The 16,305-nt window shown below is 71.1% G+C and carries 19 protein-coding genes and 1 pseudogene; 12 read left to right on the forward strand and 8 right to left on the reverse strand.

Annotated elements, in window-relative coordinates:
• Positions 1–131 precede the first annotated feature (131 nt).
• From OG746_RS25515 to OG746_RS25530, 4 genes are all read left to right on the forward strand, one after another.
• Positions 132–758 (forward strand): TetR/AcrR family transcriptional regulator, encoded by a 627-nt coding sequence (locus OG746_RS25515; RefSeq protein ID WP_266718244.1) that lies wholly within the window; start codon positions 132–134, stop codon positions 756–758.
• Between the two features lie 127 nt (positions 759–885).
• Complete coding sequence (locus OG746_RS25520; RefSeq protein WP_266718246.1) at positions 886–1,341, forward strand: MarR family winged helix-turn-helix transcriptional regulator; 456 nt, start codon at positions 886–888, stop codon at positions 1,339–1,341.
• A gap of 8 nt (positions 1,342–1,349) precedes the next feature.
• Positions 1,350–2,747 (forward strand): MFS transporter, encoded by a 1,398-nt coding sequence (locus tag OG746_RS25525; RefSeq protein ID WP_266718248.1) that lies wholly within the window; start codon positions 1,350–1,352, stop codon positions 2,745–2,747.
• 25 nt (positions 2,748–2,772) lie between these two features.
• Entirely contained in the window at positions 2,773–3,150 is a 378-nt protein-coding gene (locus OG746_RS25530) for a nuclear transport factor 2 family protein (RefSeq protein WP_266718250.1), read from the forward strand.
• 39 nt (positions 3,151–3,189) lie between these two features.
• On the opposite strand, the gene OG746_RS25535 is transcribed toward OG746_RS25530, so the two are convergent.
• Positions 3,190–3,915: a 2OG-Fe(II) oxygenase gene (locus OG746_RS25535; RefSeq protein ID WP_266718252.1), complete on the reverse strand. Its 726-nt coding sequence runs from the start codon at positions 3,913–3,915 to the stop codon at positions 3,190–3,192.
• A 273-nt stretch (positions 3,916–4,188) separates the two neighbouring features.
• On the opposite strand from OG746_RS25535, the gene OG746_RS25540 reads away from it, so the two are divergent.
• The 4 genes from OG746_RS25540 to OG746_RS25555 all read left to right on the forward strand — a co-directional run bounded on the left by OG746_RS25540 (position 4,189) and on the right by OG746_RS25555 (position 7,279).
• On the forward strand, positions 4,189–4,992 hold the full coding sequence (locus OG746_RS25540) for a putative protein N(5)-glutamine methyltransferase (protein WP_266718254.1): 804 nt from the start codon (positions 4,189–4,191) through the stop codon (positions 4,990–4,992).
• Positions 4,993–5,066: 74 nt separating this feature from the next.
• A complete protein-coding gene (locus OG746_RS25545) occupies positions 5,067–5,438 on the forward strand; it encodes a hypothetical protein (RefSeq protein ID WP_266718256.1) in 372 nt (123 codons plus the stop codon).
• A gap of 85 nt (positions 5,439–5,523) precedes the next feature.
• Positions 5,524–6,399 carry a PhzF family protein gene (locus OG746_RS25550; RefSeq protein WP_266718258.1) on the forward strand — a complete coding sequence of 292 codons (876 nt, stop codon included), beginning with the start codon at positions 5,524–5,526 and terminating at the stop codon, positions 6,397–6,399.
• A gap of 139 nt (positions 6,400–6,538) precedes the next feature.
• Positions 6,539–7,279: a dienelactone hydrolase family protein gene (locus OG746_RS25555; RefSeq protein ID WP_266718259.1), complete on the forward strand. Its 741-nt coding sequence runs from the start codon at positions 6,539–6,541 to the stop codon at positions 7,277–7,279.
• Positions 7,280–7,320: 41 nt separating this feature from the next.
• On the opposite strand, the gene OG746_RS25560 is transcribed toward OG746_RS25555, so the two are convergent.
• From OG746_RS25560 to OG746_RS25570, 3 genes are read right to left on the reverse strand one after another with little or no spacing between them, the layout of a single operon-like run.
• Positions 7,321–7,989, reverse strand: coding sequence for a DUF4230 domain-containing protein (locus tag OG746_RS25560; RefSeq protein ID WP_266718261.1), 669 nt, complete (start codon positions 7,987–7,989; stop codon positions 7,321–7,323).
• A gap of 56 nt (positions 7,990–8,045) precedes the next feature.
• Positions 8,046–8,483, reverse strand: a complete 438-nt coding sequence (locus tag OG746_RS25565) for a protein-tyrosine phosphatase family protein (protein ID WP_266718262.1) — start codon at positions 8,481–8,483, stop codon at positions 8,046–8,048.
• The gene (locus OG746_RS25570) at positions 8,480–9,100 is read right to left on the reverse strand and encodes a TetR/AcrR family transcriptional regulator (RefSeq protein ID WP_266718263.1); all 621 of its coding nucleotides are present in this window, start codon (positions 9,098–9,100) and stop codon (positions 8,480–8,482) included. The genes OG746_RS25565 and OG746_RS25570 overlap by 4 nt, the downstream gene beginning before the upstream one ends.
• Positions 9,101–9,195: 95 nt before the next feature.
• On the opposite strand from OG746_RS25570, the gene OG746_RS25575 reads away from it, so the two are divergent.
• The gene (locus tag OG746_RS25575) at positions 9,196–10,158 is read left to right on the forward strand and encodes a DMT family transporter (RefSeq protein ID WP_266718265.1); all 963 of its coding nucleotides are present in this window, start codon (positions 9,196–9,198) and stop codon (positions 10,156–10,158) included.
• Here OG746_RS25575 and OG746_RS25580 read toward each other — a convergent pair.
• Both OG746_RS25580 and OG746_RS25585 read right to left on the reverse strand, forming a co-directional pair.
• Positions 10,072–11,220: a dihydrofolate reductase family protein gene (locus OG746_RS25580; protein ID WP_266718266.1), complete on the reverse strand. Its 1,149-nt coding sequence runs from the start codon at positions 11,218–11,220 to the stop codon at positions 10,072–10,074. The genes OG746_RS25575 and OG746_RS25580 overlap by 87 nt on opposite strands.
• A 37-nt stretch (positions 11,221–11,257) precedes the next feature.
• Positions 11,258–12,228 (reverse strand): annotated as a pseudogene (locus tag OG746_RS25585) (glutathione S-transferase family protein).
• A gap of 147 nt (positions 12,229–12,375) precedes the next feature.
• Here OG746_RS25585 and OG746_RS25590 point away from each other — a divergent pair.
• The 3 genes from OG746_RS25590 to OG746_RS25600 all read left to right on the forward strand — a co-directional run bounded on the left by OG746_RS25590 (position 12,376) and on the right by OG746_RS25600 (position 13,674).
• On the forward strand, positions 12,376–12,912 hold the full coding sequence (locus OG746_RS25590) for an SRPBCC family protein (RefSeq protein WP_266718268.1): 537 nt from the start codon (positions 12,376–12,378) through the stop codon (positions 12,910–12,912).
• A gap of 74 nt (positions 12,913–12,986) precedes the next feature.
• The gene (locus OG746_RS25595) at positions 12,987–13,223 is read left to right on the forward strand and encodes a hypothetical protein (protein ID WP_266718270.1); all 237 of its coding nucleotides are present in this window, start codon (positions 12,987–12,989) and stop codon (positions 13,221–13,223) included.
• 106 nt (positions 13,224–13,329) lie between these two features.
• Positions 13,330–13,674, forward strand: a complete 345-nt coding sequence (locus OG746_RS25600; protein ID WP_266718272.1) for a VOC family protein — start codon at positions 13,330–13,332, stop codon at positions 13,672–13,674.
• A gap of 60 nt (positions 13,675–13,734) precedes the next feature.
• Here OG746_RS25600 and OG746_RS25605 read toward each other — a convergent pair whose 3' ends face one another.
• Together OG746_RS25605 and asnB are read right to left on the reverse strand one after the other, a co-directional pair.
• Positions 13,735–14,124, reverse strand: coding sequence for a VOC family protein (locus OG746_RS25605; protein WP_266718274.1), 390 nt, complete (start codon positions 14,122–14,124; stop codon positions 13,735–13,737).
• A 134-nt stretch (positions 14,125–14,258) separates the two neighbouring features.
• Positions 14,259–16,097 carry an asparagine synthase (glutamine-hydrolyzing) gene (gene asnB / locus OG746_RS25610; RefSeq protein WP_266718276.1) on the reverse strand — a complete coding sequence of 613 codons (1,839 nt, stop codon included), beginning with the start codon at positions 16,095–16,097 and terminating at the stop codon, positions 14,259–14,261.
• Positions 16,098–16,305 lie beyond the last annotated feature (208 nt).

The raw sequence follows: 16,305 nt of genomic DNA on the forward strand, positions 1-16,305 counted from the left end.
CCCTTGCACCGATGCCCTGTTGGGACACCCGGACCACACTGTTAGACGTGGATTCAATAACGGGCCACAGTCTGATCCTGTTATTGAACTCACGTCAAGTAAGGAGCGGGGCGTCCAGTAGGGTGCGCCCCATGACCAGGGAGCGAGCGGGAGTGTCGGCACCGGGGGAGCGCACCCGGCGCAGACTCAGCACGCAGGAGCGTCGCGAGCAACTGCTCGCCGTGGGCGCCAGGCTGTTCGCGCAGGCCCCCTACGGCGACGTATGGATCGAGGAGGTCGCGGAGATCGCCGGCGTCTCGCGCGGGCTGCTGTACCACTACTTCCCGAACAAGCGGGACTTCTTCGCCGCCGTCGTGCAGCGCGAGAGCCAGCGGATGCTGCGGCTGACGGCCGCCGAACCCGGCATCCCCGTCCACGACCAGCTCGGCACGGGCCTCGACACCTTCCTCGAGTACGTCACCACGCACGCGCACGGCTTCCGCGCCTTCCATCGCGCGGAGGCGGCGGGCGACCCGGGCGTGCGTGCGGCGTACCAGGAAGGGCTCGCCGCGCACGAGGAGCAGATCATGGCCGCCCTCGCGGCGGACCCGCACATCGCCGACCGGCTCCCCGCGCCGGACGTGCTGCGGCTCGCCGTACGCGGCTGGCTCGCGTTCCTCGTCGCCGTCTGCCTCGACTGGCTGGACGCCTCGGAACTCACGCGGGAGCAGGTGCGGGACCTGTGCGCGCGGGCGCTGGTGGGGGCGATCGGCCTGTGACGGTTCAGGGCTCGCGGGTGCGTAATCCGTAACCCGTAAAACCCGGGACCCGTAGCCCGCAGCCCGTAACCCAGAGATTCATAAGGGTAACTTGCAAGGCTTCCTGTCTACCTCGTACGGTGGCGGCATGTCAGGAACGCAGTCAGCAGCAGGGGACGAGCCGCCCACCCAGCAGGTCGCAGCCGACCTCGCCACCGTCGTCGGCCGGCTCTCGCGCCGGCTGCGCACCGCGTCGCCGGACAGCCTGCTCACGCCCACCCAGCGCACCGTCCTCGCCCGCCTGGAGTCCGAGGGCGCCGGCACGACCGCGGCGCTCGCCCGCGGCGAGTACGTACGGCCGCAGTCCATGCGGCTCACGCTCGGCGCCCTCGAGGAACAGGGCTTCGTGGCCCGTGAACCGGACCCGAACGACGGGCGGCAGTCCGTCGTGTCCATCACCGACAGCGGCCGCGCCACCCTGGACGCCGTCCGGGCCGCCAAGCACGGCTGGCTCACGCAGGCGCTCACCGAGGAACTCGACGCCGCCGAGCGGCGCACTCTCTCCGAGGCCACCGCGCTCCTCGAACGGCTGGTGCGCAAGTGACACAAGGCGTGGGAGACCAAGCCGTCGTCACCGGCGAGGGCGAGGCTCCCGCACAGCAGGAGGGGTTCAGGGCCCGGCTGACCGCGCCCCTGCTCCTCGGCTCGGTGCTCAACCCGCTCAACACCACGATGATCTCCACCGCGCTGGTGGCCATCGGACACGACTTCGGGATCGGCGCCGCCGACACGGCCTGGCTGATCTCCGTCCTCTATCTGGCGAGCGCCGTCGCCCAGCCCGTGCTCGGCAAGCTCGCCGACACCCTCGGCCCGCGCCGCGTGTTCCTCGCGGGACTCGTCGTCGTGTGCGTCTCCGGGATCGTCGGCGCCCTCGCCCCCGCCTTCGGCTGGCTCATCGTCTCCCGGCTGCTCCTCGGCATCGGCACCTCCGCCGCCTACCCGGCCGCGATGGCCGTGTTGCGCGACGAGGGCCGCCGGGTGGGCCGCCGACCGCCGCGCCCCGTCATGGCCCGCCTCTCCTTCGCGTCGCTCGGCAGCGCGGCGGTCGGCCCGACGTTGGGCGGACTGCTCGTCATGGTCGTCGGCTGGCGCGGCATCTTCGCGGTCAACGTGCCGGTCGCGGCGATCGCGTTCGCCTCCGCCCTGCTGTGGATCCCGCGCGACCCTCCGCGCTCCAAGGACGGGGAACCGGCACCGCGCACCGCCCTCGACCCCCTCGGTATCGGCCTGTTCACCACGGCCCTGACGGTCCTCGTCTTCTTCCTGCTCGACCTGTCCGACCCCATGTGGTGGCTGCTCGCGCCCTTCGTCGCGCTCGTCGGCGTGCTGGTGTGGTGGCAGCTGCGCAGCAGGACGCCGTTCATCGACGTGCGCATGCTCGCCGGGAACGGCCCGCTGGCCCGCACCTACCTCCGTCACGGGCTGAGCTATCTGCTCATCTACTGCGTGATGTACGGCTTCACCCAGTGGCTGGAGGAGGGCCGCGGCTTCTCCTCCGGGCACACCGGGCTTCTGATGCTGCCGATGTCGCTCACGGCGCTGGTCTGCTCGCTGCTCGGCGCCCGCACCAAGGGCATCCGCGGCCCGCTCATCACCGCATGTGTGCTGCTCACCGCGGGCGCGGGGCTGCTCGTCTTCCTCGACGGCGACACGCCGCTGGCGCTGCTGCTGCTCGCGGGCGCGTGCTTCGGCATCCCGCAGGGGTTCGTCGGCACCTGCAACCAGGCCGCCGTCCAGGAGTACGCCCCCGCCGCAGACATCGGCTCCGCCGCAGGGCTCCAGCGCACCGCCCAGTACATCGGCGCCATCACCGCGTCGAGCCTGATCGCCCTCGCGTACGGGCAGCGCGCCAGTGACAGTGGGCTGCACCTGATGGCCGGCGTCTCCGTCGTCCTCGGTGTCCTCCTGGTGGTCCTGACGGTCACGGACCGGGCGCTGCGCAGGAGTTGAGGCACGGGCTTGCCATAATGCGCTCATGGATCATGTGACCGCGCGGACGTTCGTCGACTCCTGGGTGACGGCGTGGAACGCGCACGACCTGGACGCACTGCTGGCCCACTTCGCGGACGACGTGACGTTCCGCTCGCCGGTGGCCGCCCAACTGCTCGGCGGTGACGGAGTCATGCGCGGCAAGGACGCACTGCGCGCCTACTGGACGGAGGGGCTGCGGCGCATCCCCGACCTGCGGTTCGAGGTGGTGGGCAGCTACGTCGGTGTGAACAGCCTGGTCATCAACTACCGCAACCAGAAGGGCGGTCTGGTCAACGAGGTGCTCATCTTCGACGGCCCGCTCGTCACCGACGGGTACGGCACGTACCTCGGCGAGGACGTCAACCCGGCCGGGGCCCGCTGAGCTTCTCCGCGGCGACCGCACGGTCCACCGGGCCACCGCTCATTCCGCGTCGTGGAAGACGAGCCCCAGTGTGTGGCGCCGGCCCGAGCGGACCGTGCTCACGCCGTGCCGCATCGGGCCGTTCGACCAGCCGCGCACCGAGCGCACCGGCCGGTCACGCGTCGTGAACACCAGGGCGTGGCCCTGGAGCAGCGTCGTCGAGTAACCGCGGGACTGGGCGCGCGCCCGCTGCTCGGTCATCAGGAACTCGCCGCCGGTGAAGTCGCCGCCCGGCTCGTCCAGACCGATCACGACCTGCAGCGGAAACACCAACTCTCCGTAGATGTCGCGGTGCAGCGCGTTCCAGTCGCCGGACCCGTAGCGCAGCAGGATCGGCGTCGGCCGCTTCTGGCCCGCCGCATGGCACCGGTCGAGCCAGCCGTCGAGGGTGTCGGGCCACGGCGCGGCCCTGTTCAGGCGCCGTGCCCACTCCTGGGCGACGGGCAGCAACCGCGGATAGAACGCCGCGCGCAACTCCCGTACGAGGTCGGGCAGCGGGTGATCGAAGTAGCGGTACTGGCCGCGGCCGAACCGGTAGCGCTCCATGTCGATCGTCGACCGGAACCGGTGCACGTCGTCGTAGAGCGCGGCGACGGACCGGCACTCGTCGGCGGTGAGTACCGGTCGAGGGGTGAGGGCATGGCCGAAAGCGTCGAGCTCCGCACTCAGGGCGGCCCAGTCGAGGGCCTCCACGCGGGCGTGCGGGGCGGTGGTGGTGCAGGTCATCGCTGTGCATCTCCGTACGTGGGCGGTATCGGCGAGGACTCCAGCCTCGTCGGCCCCGGCGCGGTGTGCTGGCGGCAATCGGACGCGGTGTTCGGTGGGGTACTGTGTGCGCTCCGTGCAGCACCGCGAGGGAACGAGGAGGTGAGTCCGATCACCGTTGTGTCAGGTCGGGAGCTCCCTTCTCGCGCCGTACGCCCCGCCCGCTCGCGCTGAGCGAGGCCGCGGCCGTCCGGTGACCGGGAGCCCCCTCGGCATCCCGAGAGGCCACCCCTTATGACGCTTTCCCCGTCGCCCAGCTCCCCCCTTCCGCTCGATTCCACTGCGGTGGTCGAGTCCCTGCGCGCCGCCGGCTGTGTCTTCGCCGAGGACGAGGCGCGCATCCTGCTGTCCACCGCCCGCGACGCCGCCGAACTGGCCGCCATGGTCGAGCGCCGCGCGAGCGGGCTGCCCCTGGAACACGTCGTCGGCTGGGCCGAGTTCTGCGGGCTGCGGGTCACCGTCGACCCCAACGTCTTCGTGCCGCGCCGCCGCACCGAGTTCCTGGCCCGACAGGCCCTCGACCACACACCGCCCGGCGCCGTCGTCGTCGACCTGTGCTGCGGCACCGGCGCCGTGGCCGCCGTCCTGGCCGCCCACCGCCCGGCCCGGCTGCACGCGGCCGACCTGGACCCCGCGGCCGTACTCTGCGCCCGCCGCAACCTCGCCCCGCTCGGCGGCGAGGTCCACGAAGGCGACTTGTACGCGCCGCTGCCCGCCGACCTCAAGGGCCACGTCGACACCCTGGTGGCGAACGGGCCCTACGTCCCCACGGGCGATGTCCCGCTGCTGCCGCCCGAGGCCCGCGACCACGAGCGGCGCATCGCCCTCGACGGCGGGCACGACGGCCTCGACGTGCTGCGCAGGGTCGCGGGCGAGGCCCCGGAGTGGCTCGCGCCCGGCGGACACCTCTTCGTCGAGACGAGCGAGCGCCAGGCCGCCGCGGCACAGGCGGCCGTGCGCTCGGCGGGCCTGCACGCGCGCGTGGTGTCGGACGAGGACCTGTACGCCACGATCGTCGTCGGCACACGCATCTCCTGACCTCGGGGTTTGACCTGGCGCGTCGCCGGTACCCGGAAGATCCGGACACCGGCGACGCAGAGGGAGCAGCCACCATGACCGACACGACTCCCGTCCACGGCTACGCACCCACAGTGGTGGGCGTGGCACTCAGCGACTGCACACCACAGGACGCCGAGGCGGCCCTGCGCATGCTGTCCACGGCCTTCCGCTCGGACCGCACACCGAGCGAGCGCCCCGACGGCGACGCGACGGTCTGGCTCACCACGGTGGACACCGCGTCCCAGCCGGCGTCCTACGAGGCGGAGCCCCTCACAGGGACGGTCACCGCGGACCTCCAGGGCGGCCACGAGGCCCTGGACCGCGTGCGCGGGGCACTGGCGACCGCGTTCACCGTGACTGAGGCGACCGCCGCCTCCGGCGACCAGGAGGAGGAGCTTCATCTGCTCCTGACGACACGGCACTGACCGGGGAATTCGGCACGGTGCGGCGGGTGTTCGTCATGGAGACCGTGCCCAGGACAGCACCGCCCGTGTGAAAGGCTCTGCCTCCATGACGAACACCGCGCCGACCCCGGCCTCCGACGTGCTGCACTACACCGCGTTCTCGACGAGCCCGGAGGGCGGCAACGGCGCCGGTGTCGTACTCGACGCCGCCGCGCTCGGCGACCAGGAGATGGTCGGGATCGCCGCCGAACTCGGCTACTCCGAGTCCGCGTTCCTCACCCCGGGACCCGACCCGCAGGACAAGCGGTCCTTCACGCTTCGGTACTTCAGCCCCAAGGCGGAGGTCGACTTCTGCGGCCACGCCACCGTCGCCGCCGCCGTCGCACTCGGCGAGCACTACGGCACGGGGGACTTCGACTTCCACACCGCTGCGGGACGCGTCCCCGTCGCCGTCCGCCGCGAGAACGGCGTCCTCAAGGCCACGCTCACCAGCGTGGAACCCCGCGTGCACGAAGTGGCCCAGGAGGACGTGCAGGAGGCGCTCGCCGCCCTGGGCTGGCAGGCCGGCGAACTGGACTCCGCCCTGCCCCCGAGGATCGCCTACGCGGGCGTGCGCCACCTGGTCCTCGCGGCCGCCACCCGCGACCGGCTGGCCGATCTGGACTACGACTTCGACGCCCTGCTGACCCTCATGCGCCGGCTCGACCTGACGACCGTGCAACTGGTGTGGCGCGAGAACGCGACCACCTTCCACGTACGCGACCCGTTCCCGGTCGGCGGCGTCGTGGAGGACGCCGCCACGGGAGCGGCGGCCGCCGCCTTCGGCGCGTACGCCCGCGAACTGGGCCTCGTGCCCGACGACGCGCACCTGACGCTGCACCAGGGCCACGACATGGGCCGCCCGTCGCTGCTGGAGATCGACCTGAATGCGGGGGACCAGCGGGTACGGGTGACCGGCGCGGCTGTCCGGGTCCAGTGCTAGCCTTTCGGAGGCCGTGCGAGAGAACGAGGAGGTGGTACCCGTGAACGAATCGACATGGGTGCTCTCCTCCGGGGTCACGGTCGGGCGATAGGTCGTCGTCCGGGAGCGCCGTCTCTGAGCTCTCCCGAAAGGCACGACCATGCATTTCACCTCTGAACAACGCCTCGACGACGGTGTCGTCGAGCGCGCGTTCACCCTCGGCGACATCCCCGGCATCCTGTGGACGCCCGCATCCGCTTCGGCCTCAGCACCGGTCCCGCTCATCCTGCTCGGCCACCCGCCGCTCGGGCTGGAGAAGATGTACCCGCGGCTTGCCGGCCGGGCCCGGCGCTCCGCGGCGGAGGGCTTCGCCGCGGCCACCATCGAGCTCCCCGGGAGCGGTGACCGGCCCCGCCTGGCCGCCGTCGATGAGGCACGCGCCGACCTGCGCCGGGCCTTGCAAGCCGGCGAGCCAGTTGGCGACGAGATCATCGACGCCGTGATCCTCCCGCTCGTCGAGCAGGCGGTCCCGGAATGGCGGTCCGCCCTCGACGCCCTGCTGGCCCTGCCCGAGATCGGCGGTCCGGTCGGGTACTCGGGAGGCGTGATCTCCATCGGCGTCCGGCTGGCGGTGGTCGAGCCGCGCATCGTGGCCGCCGGCCTCTTCGCCGGCAGCTTCGTGCCCCGCACCATGTTCGAGGAGGCCCGCCGGGTCACCATTCCGCTGCATGTCCTGCTGCAGTGGGACGACGAGGGGAACGACCGGCAGGCCGCCCTGGACCTGTTCGACGCCTTCGGCTCCAAGGAGAAGACGCTGCTCGCCAACATGGGCGGACACACGGGCGTCCCGCAGTCCGCCGGAGAGGACGCGGCCGGGTTCTTCGCCCGGCACCTGCGCTAGGGCCTGATCCAAACGGCAGGCCCTAGACGCCACCGGGCTCGTCACGTCCCATAGGTGACCTTCACGTCGTGGAACCCCAGGGACCGCAACAGGCCGCTGAGCATCTCGGTCGTGTTCCGCTCGGCGCGGCCCGTGAGCTTGCTGTCCCGCGCGGCCTCGCCGATGTGCCGGGCGGCGAGTTTGCGTACCGCCTGCTCGTCGCCCGGGTTGTCGGAGAAGACGTCGCCGAGCCGGTCGAGCAGGCCGCGCTGCTTCGCCACGGCGTACGAGCGGTCCGTGTCGAGAGTGGGAGCGGCGAGCCGGGCGTGCGGCAGGCGCAGCGTCGCGGACGTGCGCTTGTCGTTCACCCGCACATCGCCCGGTCCGAGCTTGCCCAGGTCCACATACGAGTTGACGGTGCCCGCGCCGATGTACAGCGTGCGCGTGCCCTGGATGGCGTCCGGCAGATACTTGGAGTCCTTCTCCAGGTCCACCACCACCTGGTAGTTCCCGGCCGCGGCCTCGTAACGGCTCATGTCCCGCACGGACTTGAGCAGCGCGGGCCCCGAGCGGTCGTGCGTCTCGGAGCCGAACATGTCGTCAAGGCGGTGCACCAGGCCAATTCCGGTGAACACGACCGCGAGCACGACGAACAGCACGAGCGCCGCCTTCGTCCACAGGGGGATTCGCGCGACCCTCGCCCAACGGGGCAGTGCGGTCCTCGGCGTCATGGGGACCTCCTTCCCATGACTACCAAATGCCACGGGAAGCGCTGATCATGCCTTTTTCAAGAAGCTGCGAACCGCCGTACGTACCGCTTCTGCCACGGCGTCTCGACCGCCCCACACGCGTAGTGCTCGCGTACGTAGGTGACGGCCCCGCCGGCCGGTACTCCGTCCAGCACCGCTAGACACGCGAGCGCCGTCCCCGTACGGCCGCGCCCGCCCGCACACGCCACTTCCATCCGCTCGTCCGCGCAGCGCCGCCACGCCTCGGCGAGCACGGCACGCGCGCGTGCACGGTCGGCGGGCAGCCGGAAGTCGGGCCAGCGCAGCCACGTCGACTCCCAGTCCGTGGGCGGAGGTTCGGCGCCCAGGAGGTAGATGCCGTACGTCGGCGGGGGACCGGCTGGCAGCGGATCGCGCAGGCCCCTGCCGCGCACGAGCCGACCCGAAGGCAGCCGCAGCACGCCCGGCGCCCCGGCCTCCCACGGCACCGCCGTCACCGCGCGTCCTTCGCCGCCGACAGCAGGAACGCCGCCATCCTGCGCGCCCGGCCGAAGGCGTCCGGGAACACATCCAGGCCGTCCGCGACCAGCGCACCCTCGTGCAACAGCATGAGCGAACGCCCCAACTCCCTTGCGGAGTCCGGCGCCACGTCGCCCGCGAGCCGGGTGAACAGCTCCAGCATCCACCGCTTCTGACCGGTGATCACCGCGTACGCGGGGTGCGCGGGGTCGCTGATCTCCGCGTGCGCGTTGACCATGCTGCAGCCCTTGCCGCTGTTGGCGCGCATCCACTCCTGGGAGGCGTCGAAGACAGCCAGCACCCGCTCGGTGGGGGAGAGTTCGGCGTCCTCGTGGTGACCGGCGAGGTAGGCGCGCCAGCGGGCGTCGCGGGTCGCCAGGTAGTCGACGACGATCTGCTCCTTGGAGCCGAAGCGGTCGTAGAGCGTCTTCTTCGTGACGCCCGACTCCGCCGCGATCAGATCCACGCCGACCGCGTGGATGCCGCGCTCGTAGAACAGCCGCGAGGCGGTCTCCAGGACCTTGCGCGCGGCCGGTGTGAGGTCGGGCCGGTCCGGGTCGACGGCCGGCGGGGCGGGGTTCGTCGTCGTACGCATGCCCCCAGAGTATACCGATCTGTATAGTGGGGCCAGGTAGACAGATCTGTATACCTCTGCACCTGAACCCGATCACGCGAGGCGGTGGCCGCGCCATGAACGTTCTTTTGTCCATCGGATTCGTCCTGACCTGGAGCTCCGGCTTCATCGGAGCCAAGCTCGGCGCCGGCGACGCGAGCGCCGTGACCACGCTGATGTGGCGGTTCCTGCCGCTGGCGCTGGTCCTGGGCGCCGTCGCGGCTGCGGCCGGCAGGAAGAAGCGATGGCGCGGGCTCGGCAGGCGCACCATCGGACGGCAGGTCGTCATCGGCGCCCTGTCGCAGAGCGGCTACCTGCTGACCGTCTACTACGCCATCCAGCTCGGCGTCTCCAGCGGCACGACCGCCCTCATCGACGGCACGCAGCCCCTGGTCGCGGGCGCCCTCGCAGGACCGCTGCTGCGGCAGTACGTCACCGGGCGGCAGTGGCTCGGCCTGTGCCTGGGTCTTGCCGGGGTCGTCGTCGTCACCACGGCCGACGCGGGCGCCGTCGCGGGCGTCCCGTGGTGGGCGTACGGCGTCCCGTTCCTCGGGATGCTGTCGCTGGTCGCGGCCACCTTCGTGGAGAGCCGCTCGCGTACCCGGGTCGAGCCGATGGTCGCGCTGACCGTGCACTGCGCCACCAGCGCCGTCGTCTTCAGCGGCCTCGCCGTCGCGCTCGGCAAGGCCGCGCCGCCCGCCGCGCCGTCCTTCTGGCTGTCGATCGCCTGGCTCGTCGGCCTGTCGACGTTCGGCGGCTACGGCCTCTACTGGATCGTGCTGCGGCGGGGCGGCCTCACCCAGGTCAACACGTTGATGTTCCTGATGGCGCCCGTCACCGCCGTGTGGGGAGCGCTGATGTTCGGCGAGCCCTTCGGGATACGCACCGCGCTGGGGCTCGTCCTCGGCCTCGCGGCCGTCGTCGTCGTGCGGCTCGGCACGCGTGCGTACCCGCTACGGAGCGGCCGCGACAAGGTGGCGGTTGGGGAGCACCGCCGCGTCGGCCAGCTCCGGGACCTCGACCACGGTGACGCCCGCTGACCCGAGCACCCCGATCCCGTCGGCGCCGGGCACGAACGTGTCCGGCTCCCGCCACGCCGTCACCACGCGGCGCACCCCCGCGTCGACGATGAGCCGGGCGCACGGCTTCGGCCGCGAAGCGCGGTGGGCGCACGGTTCCAGGCTGCTGTAGACGGTGGCCGTGGCGAGGCGCGGGTCGTCGGCGGCGAGCTTGCCGAGCGCGGACTCCTCGGCGTGCACCACGGGGTCCTCGCCCTCGCGCGAGTAGCCGCGCGCCAGCTCCGTGCCGTCGTCGGCGACGACCACGGCGCCGACGCTGAACGCGGTCCGCGACGGCGGGCACTCGGTGGCCAGTTCGCAGGCCAGCCGCAGCCAGTGCCGGTCCGCCGCGGTGGCCGCCGCGCCGGGGCCCGGAACGGTCGGCGCGTACCGGGTGACGATCACGTCCCCGACCCGCTCCGTGGCAAGCACCCGCATCCGGCTGCGCGGCCCGCCCGGGTAGGAACCGGGCCCGAACAGGCGCGGCGCGCCCGGCTCGCCGACCACCAACGGGGCGACGGCGAGCCGCAGTTCGTCCGCGAGCCCCAGCTGCAACAGCTGCGTGTGCACGTGCGCGCCGCCCTCGACGAGCAACCGCCGCACGCCGCGCGCGGCGAGGTCGTCGAGGAGCGCCGCCCAGTCGAGGTGCCGGCCGAGCGCCACCACGTCCGCCGCCCCGCCCACGCGCGTGCGGGCGCGCGTGGCGCCCGACTCGGTCGTGTAGACGAGCCGTTCCCCGCCCGTCGTCCAGAAGGGGTCGCCCGGATCCAGGTCCCCCGAGGCGGTGACCGCCACCTTCAACGGGTAGGCGGGCCGCCCGTCGTCGACCCGTTTCGCGCGCCGCTGCGGCGAATTGACCAGCAGCCGGGGCCGGTCCGCGCGCAGCGTCCCCGCCCCGACGAGGATCGCGTCGCTCGCCGCCCGCACCGCGTCCACCCGCTCGAAGTCCTCCGCGCCGGAGAGCAGGAGCCGTTCAGGACCGGTGTCGTCGAGGCATCCGTCGAGCGACACCGCGGCGGACAGCAATACGTGGGGGCGGGACATGGCGACTCCGTGACCGGGCGGAACGTACGCCCCGACCCTATCGAGGCGCCGGCGGCGTGCCCTCCCCGAAGGGGCGCCCGCCCAGCTTCTCGCGGCCGTGCGGGGCGAGAAGCTGGGCGGGTCGGGGCCGAGCGGCACGATCCGCGTGGGGTTGATGCCGGTGTGCACCTGGTAGTAGTGCCGCTTGATGTGGTCGAAGTCGACGGTGTCCCCGAAGCCGGGCGTCTGGAACAGGTCCCGCGCGTACGCCCACAGGACCGGGTCCTCGGCCAGCTTGTTGCGGTTGCACTTGAAGTGGCCGTGGTAGACGGCGTCGAAGCGGACCAGCGTCGTGAACAGCCGGACGTCCGCCTCCGTGATGGTGTCGCCGACGAGATACCGCTGCCCGGCGAGCCGCCGCGACACCGTGTCGAGCCGCGCGAACACGTCCCCGTACGCCTTCTCGTACGCGTCCTGCTCGCCGGCGAATCCGGCCCGGTACACGCCGTTGTTGGCGTCCCGGTAGATGCCCTCCATCACCTCGTCGATCTCGTCGCGCAGCGGCTCGGGATACAGGTCGGGGGCGCCGTCCCGGTGCAGCGCCGTCCACTCGGTCTCCAGGTCGAGCGTCAGCTGCTGGTAGTCGTTGGTGACGAGCTTCCCGGACGGTACGTCGACGATCGCGGGCACACTGACGCCGCCCGGATACCCGGTCTCCCGCGCGTCGTAGGCCTCGCTGAGGTAGCGGATCCCGAGCACCGGGTCGCGATCGTCCGGGTCGAGCGTGAAGCGCCAACTGCGGTCGTCCTGGATCGGATCGGTGACCGCGAGCGACAGCGCGTCCTCCAGGCCCAGGAGTCGGCGCACCACCAGGGCGCGGCTCGCCCAGGGACAGGCCTTGCTCACGACGAGCCGGTAGCGGCCCGCCTCCACCGGCCAGCCGCCTTGGCCGTCGGCGGTGATCCGGTCGGTGAAATGACTGCGGGACCGTTTGAAGGCCTTCTTGCCGTACGAGGCGTTGCCGGGCACGTGGGTCTCCCTCCGGGGTCGGACACGATGGTGCGCCCCGAGCCTGCCCGAGGAACGGCCCGCGCACCACCGTGGCGGAGGCGGCTGTCGGTGGCCGGTGAGAGGCTCGAAGTGAGCAGTGACCGTGATGGCAAGGAAGGCGCAGGCATGACGACCACGACCGGTAGCTACCTCACTCTGGACGACGGCCGTCCCGGCGTCCGGTTCACCCGCACGTACGAGAAGCCGATCGACCGCGTCTGGCGCTATGTCACCGACCCGGTCGACCTCGCGCACTGGTTCCCGTCCAAGTTCGAGGCCGGGGAGCTGAGCCCCGGCGCGACGATCCGCTTCTTCGGCGACCCGAACATGCCGGAGTCCGAGGGCACGGTCGTCGCCGCAGAGCCCCCACGCCACTTCTCCTTCATGTGGGGAGGCGACGAGCTGCAGTACGACCTGGAGGAGCGCGGCGACGGCGGCACGCACCTGACGCTCACCAACGTGCTGGTGACCGCGGACACCGCGGCGCGCAACGCGGCGGGCTGGGAGATCTGCCTGCTCGCCCTCGACGCGGCCGACCGCGGCGAGCCCCTGGCCGAGGGGCACACGGGAGCGACGCCGCCGTGGAAGGAGCTGTACGACGCCTACACCGCGGCCGGCTTCCCCTCCGGCGCGCCCGTGCCCGGCCTGGACGAGGAGTCCTGAGGCGCCCGCACCGCGTGTGCACACGGTCACACTCTGAATAGCGGGATCCCACGAACGGGCGCAAAATCGGACACATGTCCTTTATGTCCGCGAGTGTGACGTGGCTCGGACTCGGCCTCACGGTCGGTACCGCGGGACTGGTGACCTACGGTCTTGCGGCGCTCCCGTGCGGGGCTTCGGTCCGGCAGGAGGATGCCGAGGCGGTCTGCCGCCCGGCCAGGCGGACGGCGCTCGGCCTCGGTGCGCTCGGCATCGTGGCGTTCGTCGTCGGGACGGTGTTCCTGTTCCTGGATGTGACGAACTTCGGCTGAGCGCGGCCGGGGAACGCTTCCGGAATTTCTTCGCGGAAGCCGTCACACATCCGTGGTGGTGCGTGTCGTAGCAGTGAGAGTCACGTAACGAGTGAAGGAGTACTCCATGACCAGCGGTCAGCAAACGATCATCGCCCCCGTCCGGGACCTCGCCGCCGCCAAGGCCGTCTACACCAAGCTGCTTGGCGTGGAGCCGTCCTCCGACGAGGCGTACTACGTGGGCTACGACGTGGCGGGACAGCACTTCGGCCTGAACCCGAATGGGCACCAGCAGGGCATGACAGGACCCGTGGGCTACTGGACCGTCGACGACATCCAGGGGATGGTCAAGTCTCTGGTCGAGTCCGGTGCCGAGGTGATCCAGGACGTGACGGAGGTCGGTCCGGGCCGCCGGATCGCGTCGCTGAAGGACGCGGACGGAAACGTCTTCGGGGTGCTGCAGGACAGCTGAGCGGACGACCACGAGCGGTGGGGCCGCGGCCCGAAGGCCACGACCCCACCCGATCCCGTGCTACTGGTCACCGCCCCCGTAGGGGCGCGTGATCACTTCCATGCCGTGCTGCGCGGGGTCCATGAAGTACACGCCACGACCTCCGTCGTTGTGGTTGATCTCGCCCGGCTGCTTGCGGTGCGGATCGGCGTAGTACGTGAGCCCCGCGTCCTTGATGCGCCCGAAGATCCCGTCGAACTCCTCCTCGGTGACGAGGAAGGCGTAGTGCTGCGTGACGATGGACTCGGCGGGGATCGTCGCGAAGTCCAGGGTCACGCCGTTGCTCAGGTCGAGCGGGATGAACGGGCCCCATTCATCGCCCACTTCGAGCCCCAGGATGTGCGCGAGGAACTCGGCGGACTCCCGCTTGTCCCGGGAGTGGACGATGGTGTGATTGAGCTGAACTGCCATGGTGGATTGCCTCCAGAAGGCAACTCCGGCACCTCCATGCCTCACCCGGTCGGTGACCGGCACGCGATGCTGCCCGGGATCTTAGACACGGGGCCGGGCCCGTGGCCAGTCCGTTTCCGGCTTCGGCTCCGGCGTCAGTCCAGGACCAGTTCCGGGTCGTACATGTCGAGCCAGAGCGCCAGGTCCAGTGTGCGCTCCAGGCCGCGCCGCGAGGCCTGCGTGATCTGCGGGGTCTCGCGGTGGGCGGCGACACTGAGCCGGTCCCTGTCGACGATCTCGAAGACCCGGTGCGAGGGCTTCGCGAGCAGGTCCTTGGCGTGCTCCTGCAGCGCGAGCGCGTACTTCGGATCCTGCGTCGACGGGTAGGGGCTCTTGACCCGGTCGTACACCGAGGTCGGCAGCACGTCCGCCGTCGCCTCGCGCAGCAGCGATTTCTCCCGGCCGTCGAAGGACTTCAGCGCCCACGGCGTGTTGTAGACGTACTCGACGAGCCGGTGGTCGCAGAACGGGACCCGTACCTCCAGGCCCACCGCCATGCTCGCCCGGTCCTTGCGGTCGAGCAGGACCCGCACGAAGCGGGTCAGGTGCAGGTAGCAGATGCGGCGCATCCGGTACTCGAAGTCGCTCTCGCCCTCCAGGCGCTCGATGTCGCGGACCGCTTCGGCGTAGCTGTCGGCGGTGTACCCCTCCAGGTCGAGCCGCTTGGTGAGCTCGGGCCTGATCACGTCCGAGTCGTCACCGAGGTGCTTGCCCATGCTCACCAGCCACGGAAACGCCTCCGCATTGCGGGCCTCCTCGTCGAAGAACTGGAGGTAGCCGCCGAAGACCTCGTCCGCCGACTCGCCGGACAGGGCGACCGTCGAGTGCTCGCGGATCGCCTTGAACAGCAGGTACAGCGAGGCGTCCATGTCGCCGAGCCCCGCCGGAATGTCGCGTGCCCGGATGACGCGGGCGCGCACCTCGGGGTCGGCGAGCGCGTTCGAGTCGAGCACGATGTCCTCGTGGTCGGTCCCCGACGCCTGCGCCACGTCGTGCACGAAGGGGGTGTCGGGCGTACCTCGCAGCTCGTCGGCCACGAAGTTCTCGGCCTGGCCGAGGAAGTCGACGGCGAAGCTGCGCACCGTCTCCTGACCGGCCAGCTGCTCGGCGGCGATCGCCGTCATCGCGGAGGAGTCGAGGCCGCCCGACAGGAGCGTGCAGCGCGGCACGTCCGAGACGAGCTGGCGGCGCACGATGTCGTCGAGCAGCTCGCGCACCCTGGCGATGGTCGTTTCCTGGTCGTCGGTGTGCGGCTTCGTCTCCAGCGTCCAGTACGCGCGGTGCCGCAATCCCTCGCGGTCGACGGTGACGACCGTGCCCGGTACCACCTCGTTCATCCCGTCCCACACGGCATGCCCCGGAGTCTTCACGAACGTGAACAACTCGCGGAGGCCGTCGAGGGTGACACGGCGCGCGGCGAGCGGGTTGGCGAGGATCGCCTTGGGCTCTGAGCCGAACAGCACGCCGTCCGGGGTCTCGTAGAAGTAGAAGGGCTTGATGCCCATCCGGTCGCGGATCATGACGAGCTTGTCGCTGCGGCCGTCCCAGATGGCGAACGCGTACATGCCGTTGAGGCGCTTGGGCAGTTCCTCGCCCCACTCGAGGTAGCCGTGCAGCACCACCTCGGTGTCCGAGTCCGTGCGGAACTCGTGGCCGAGGGCCGCCAGTTCGGCGCGGAGTTCGGTGTAGTTGTACGTCTCGCCCGAGTAGACCAGGGCGACGTTTCCGTCCGGTGTCTCGACGGTCATGGGCTGCCGGCCGCCCGGCAGGTCGATGATGGCGAGCCTGCGGTGACCAAGGGCCGCGGGGCCCTCGATCCAGGTGCCGCGATCGTCAGGACCGCGGCACTCCATGGTCTGGGTCATCGCATTCAATGTCTCGGCCGAGGCCCGCAGGTCACGGTCGAAGGAAACCCAGCCGGTGATGCCACACATAACGCTTCCTCCTGCTCGCCGTACGGCCGTGGCCAACCGGGGCAACAAGTTGTACACGGCATCTATGTTTCGAGCGTGTGACATGGAGGTGGGTTCGGTCAATGCTCCCGTAACGCGCCGAAGGCGTCCGACCGAGCGGTTTCGGCCGCCGGTCGTGACGTCAAACGGAATGATCCCCTTCGCAAATCCCTTGTGGCGGGGGCCTCTT

Origin of the sequence: Streptomyces sp. NBC_01016 (genome assembly GCF_026341035.1) — a bacterium.
Taxonomy (GTDB): domain Bacteria; phylum Actinomycetota; class Actinomycetes; order Streptomycetales; family Streptomycetaceae; genus Streptomyces.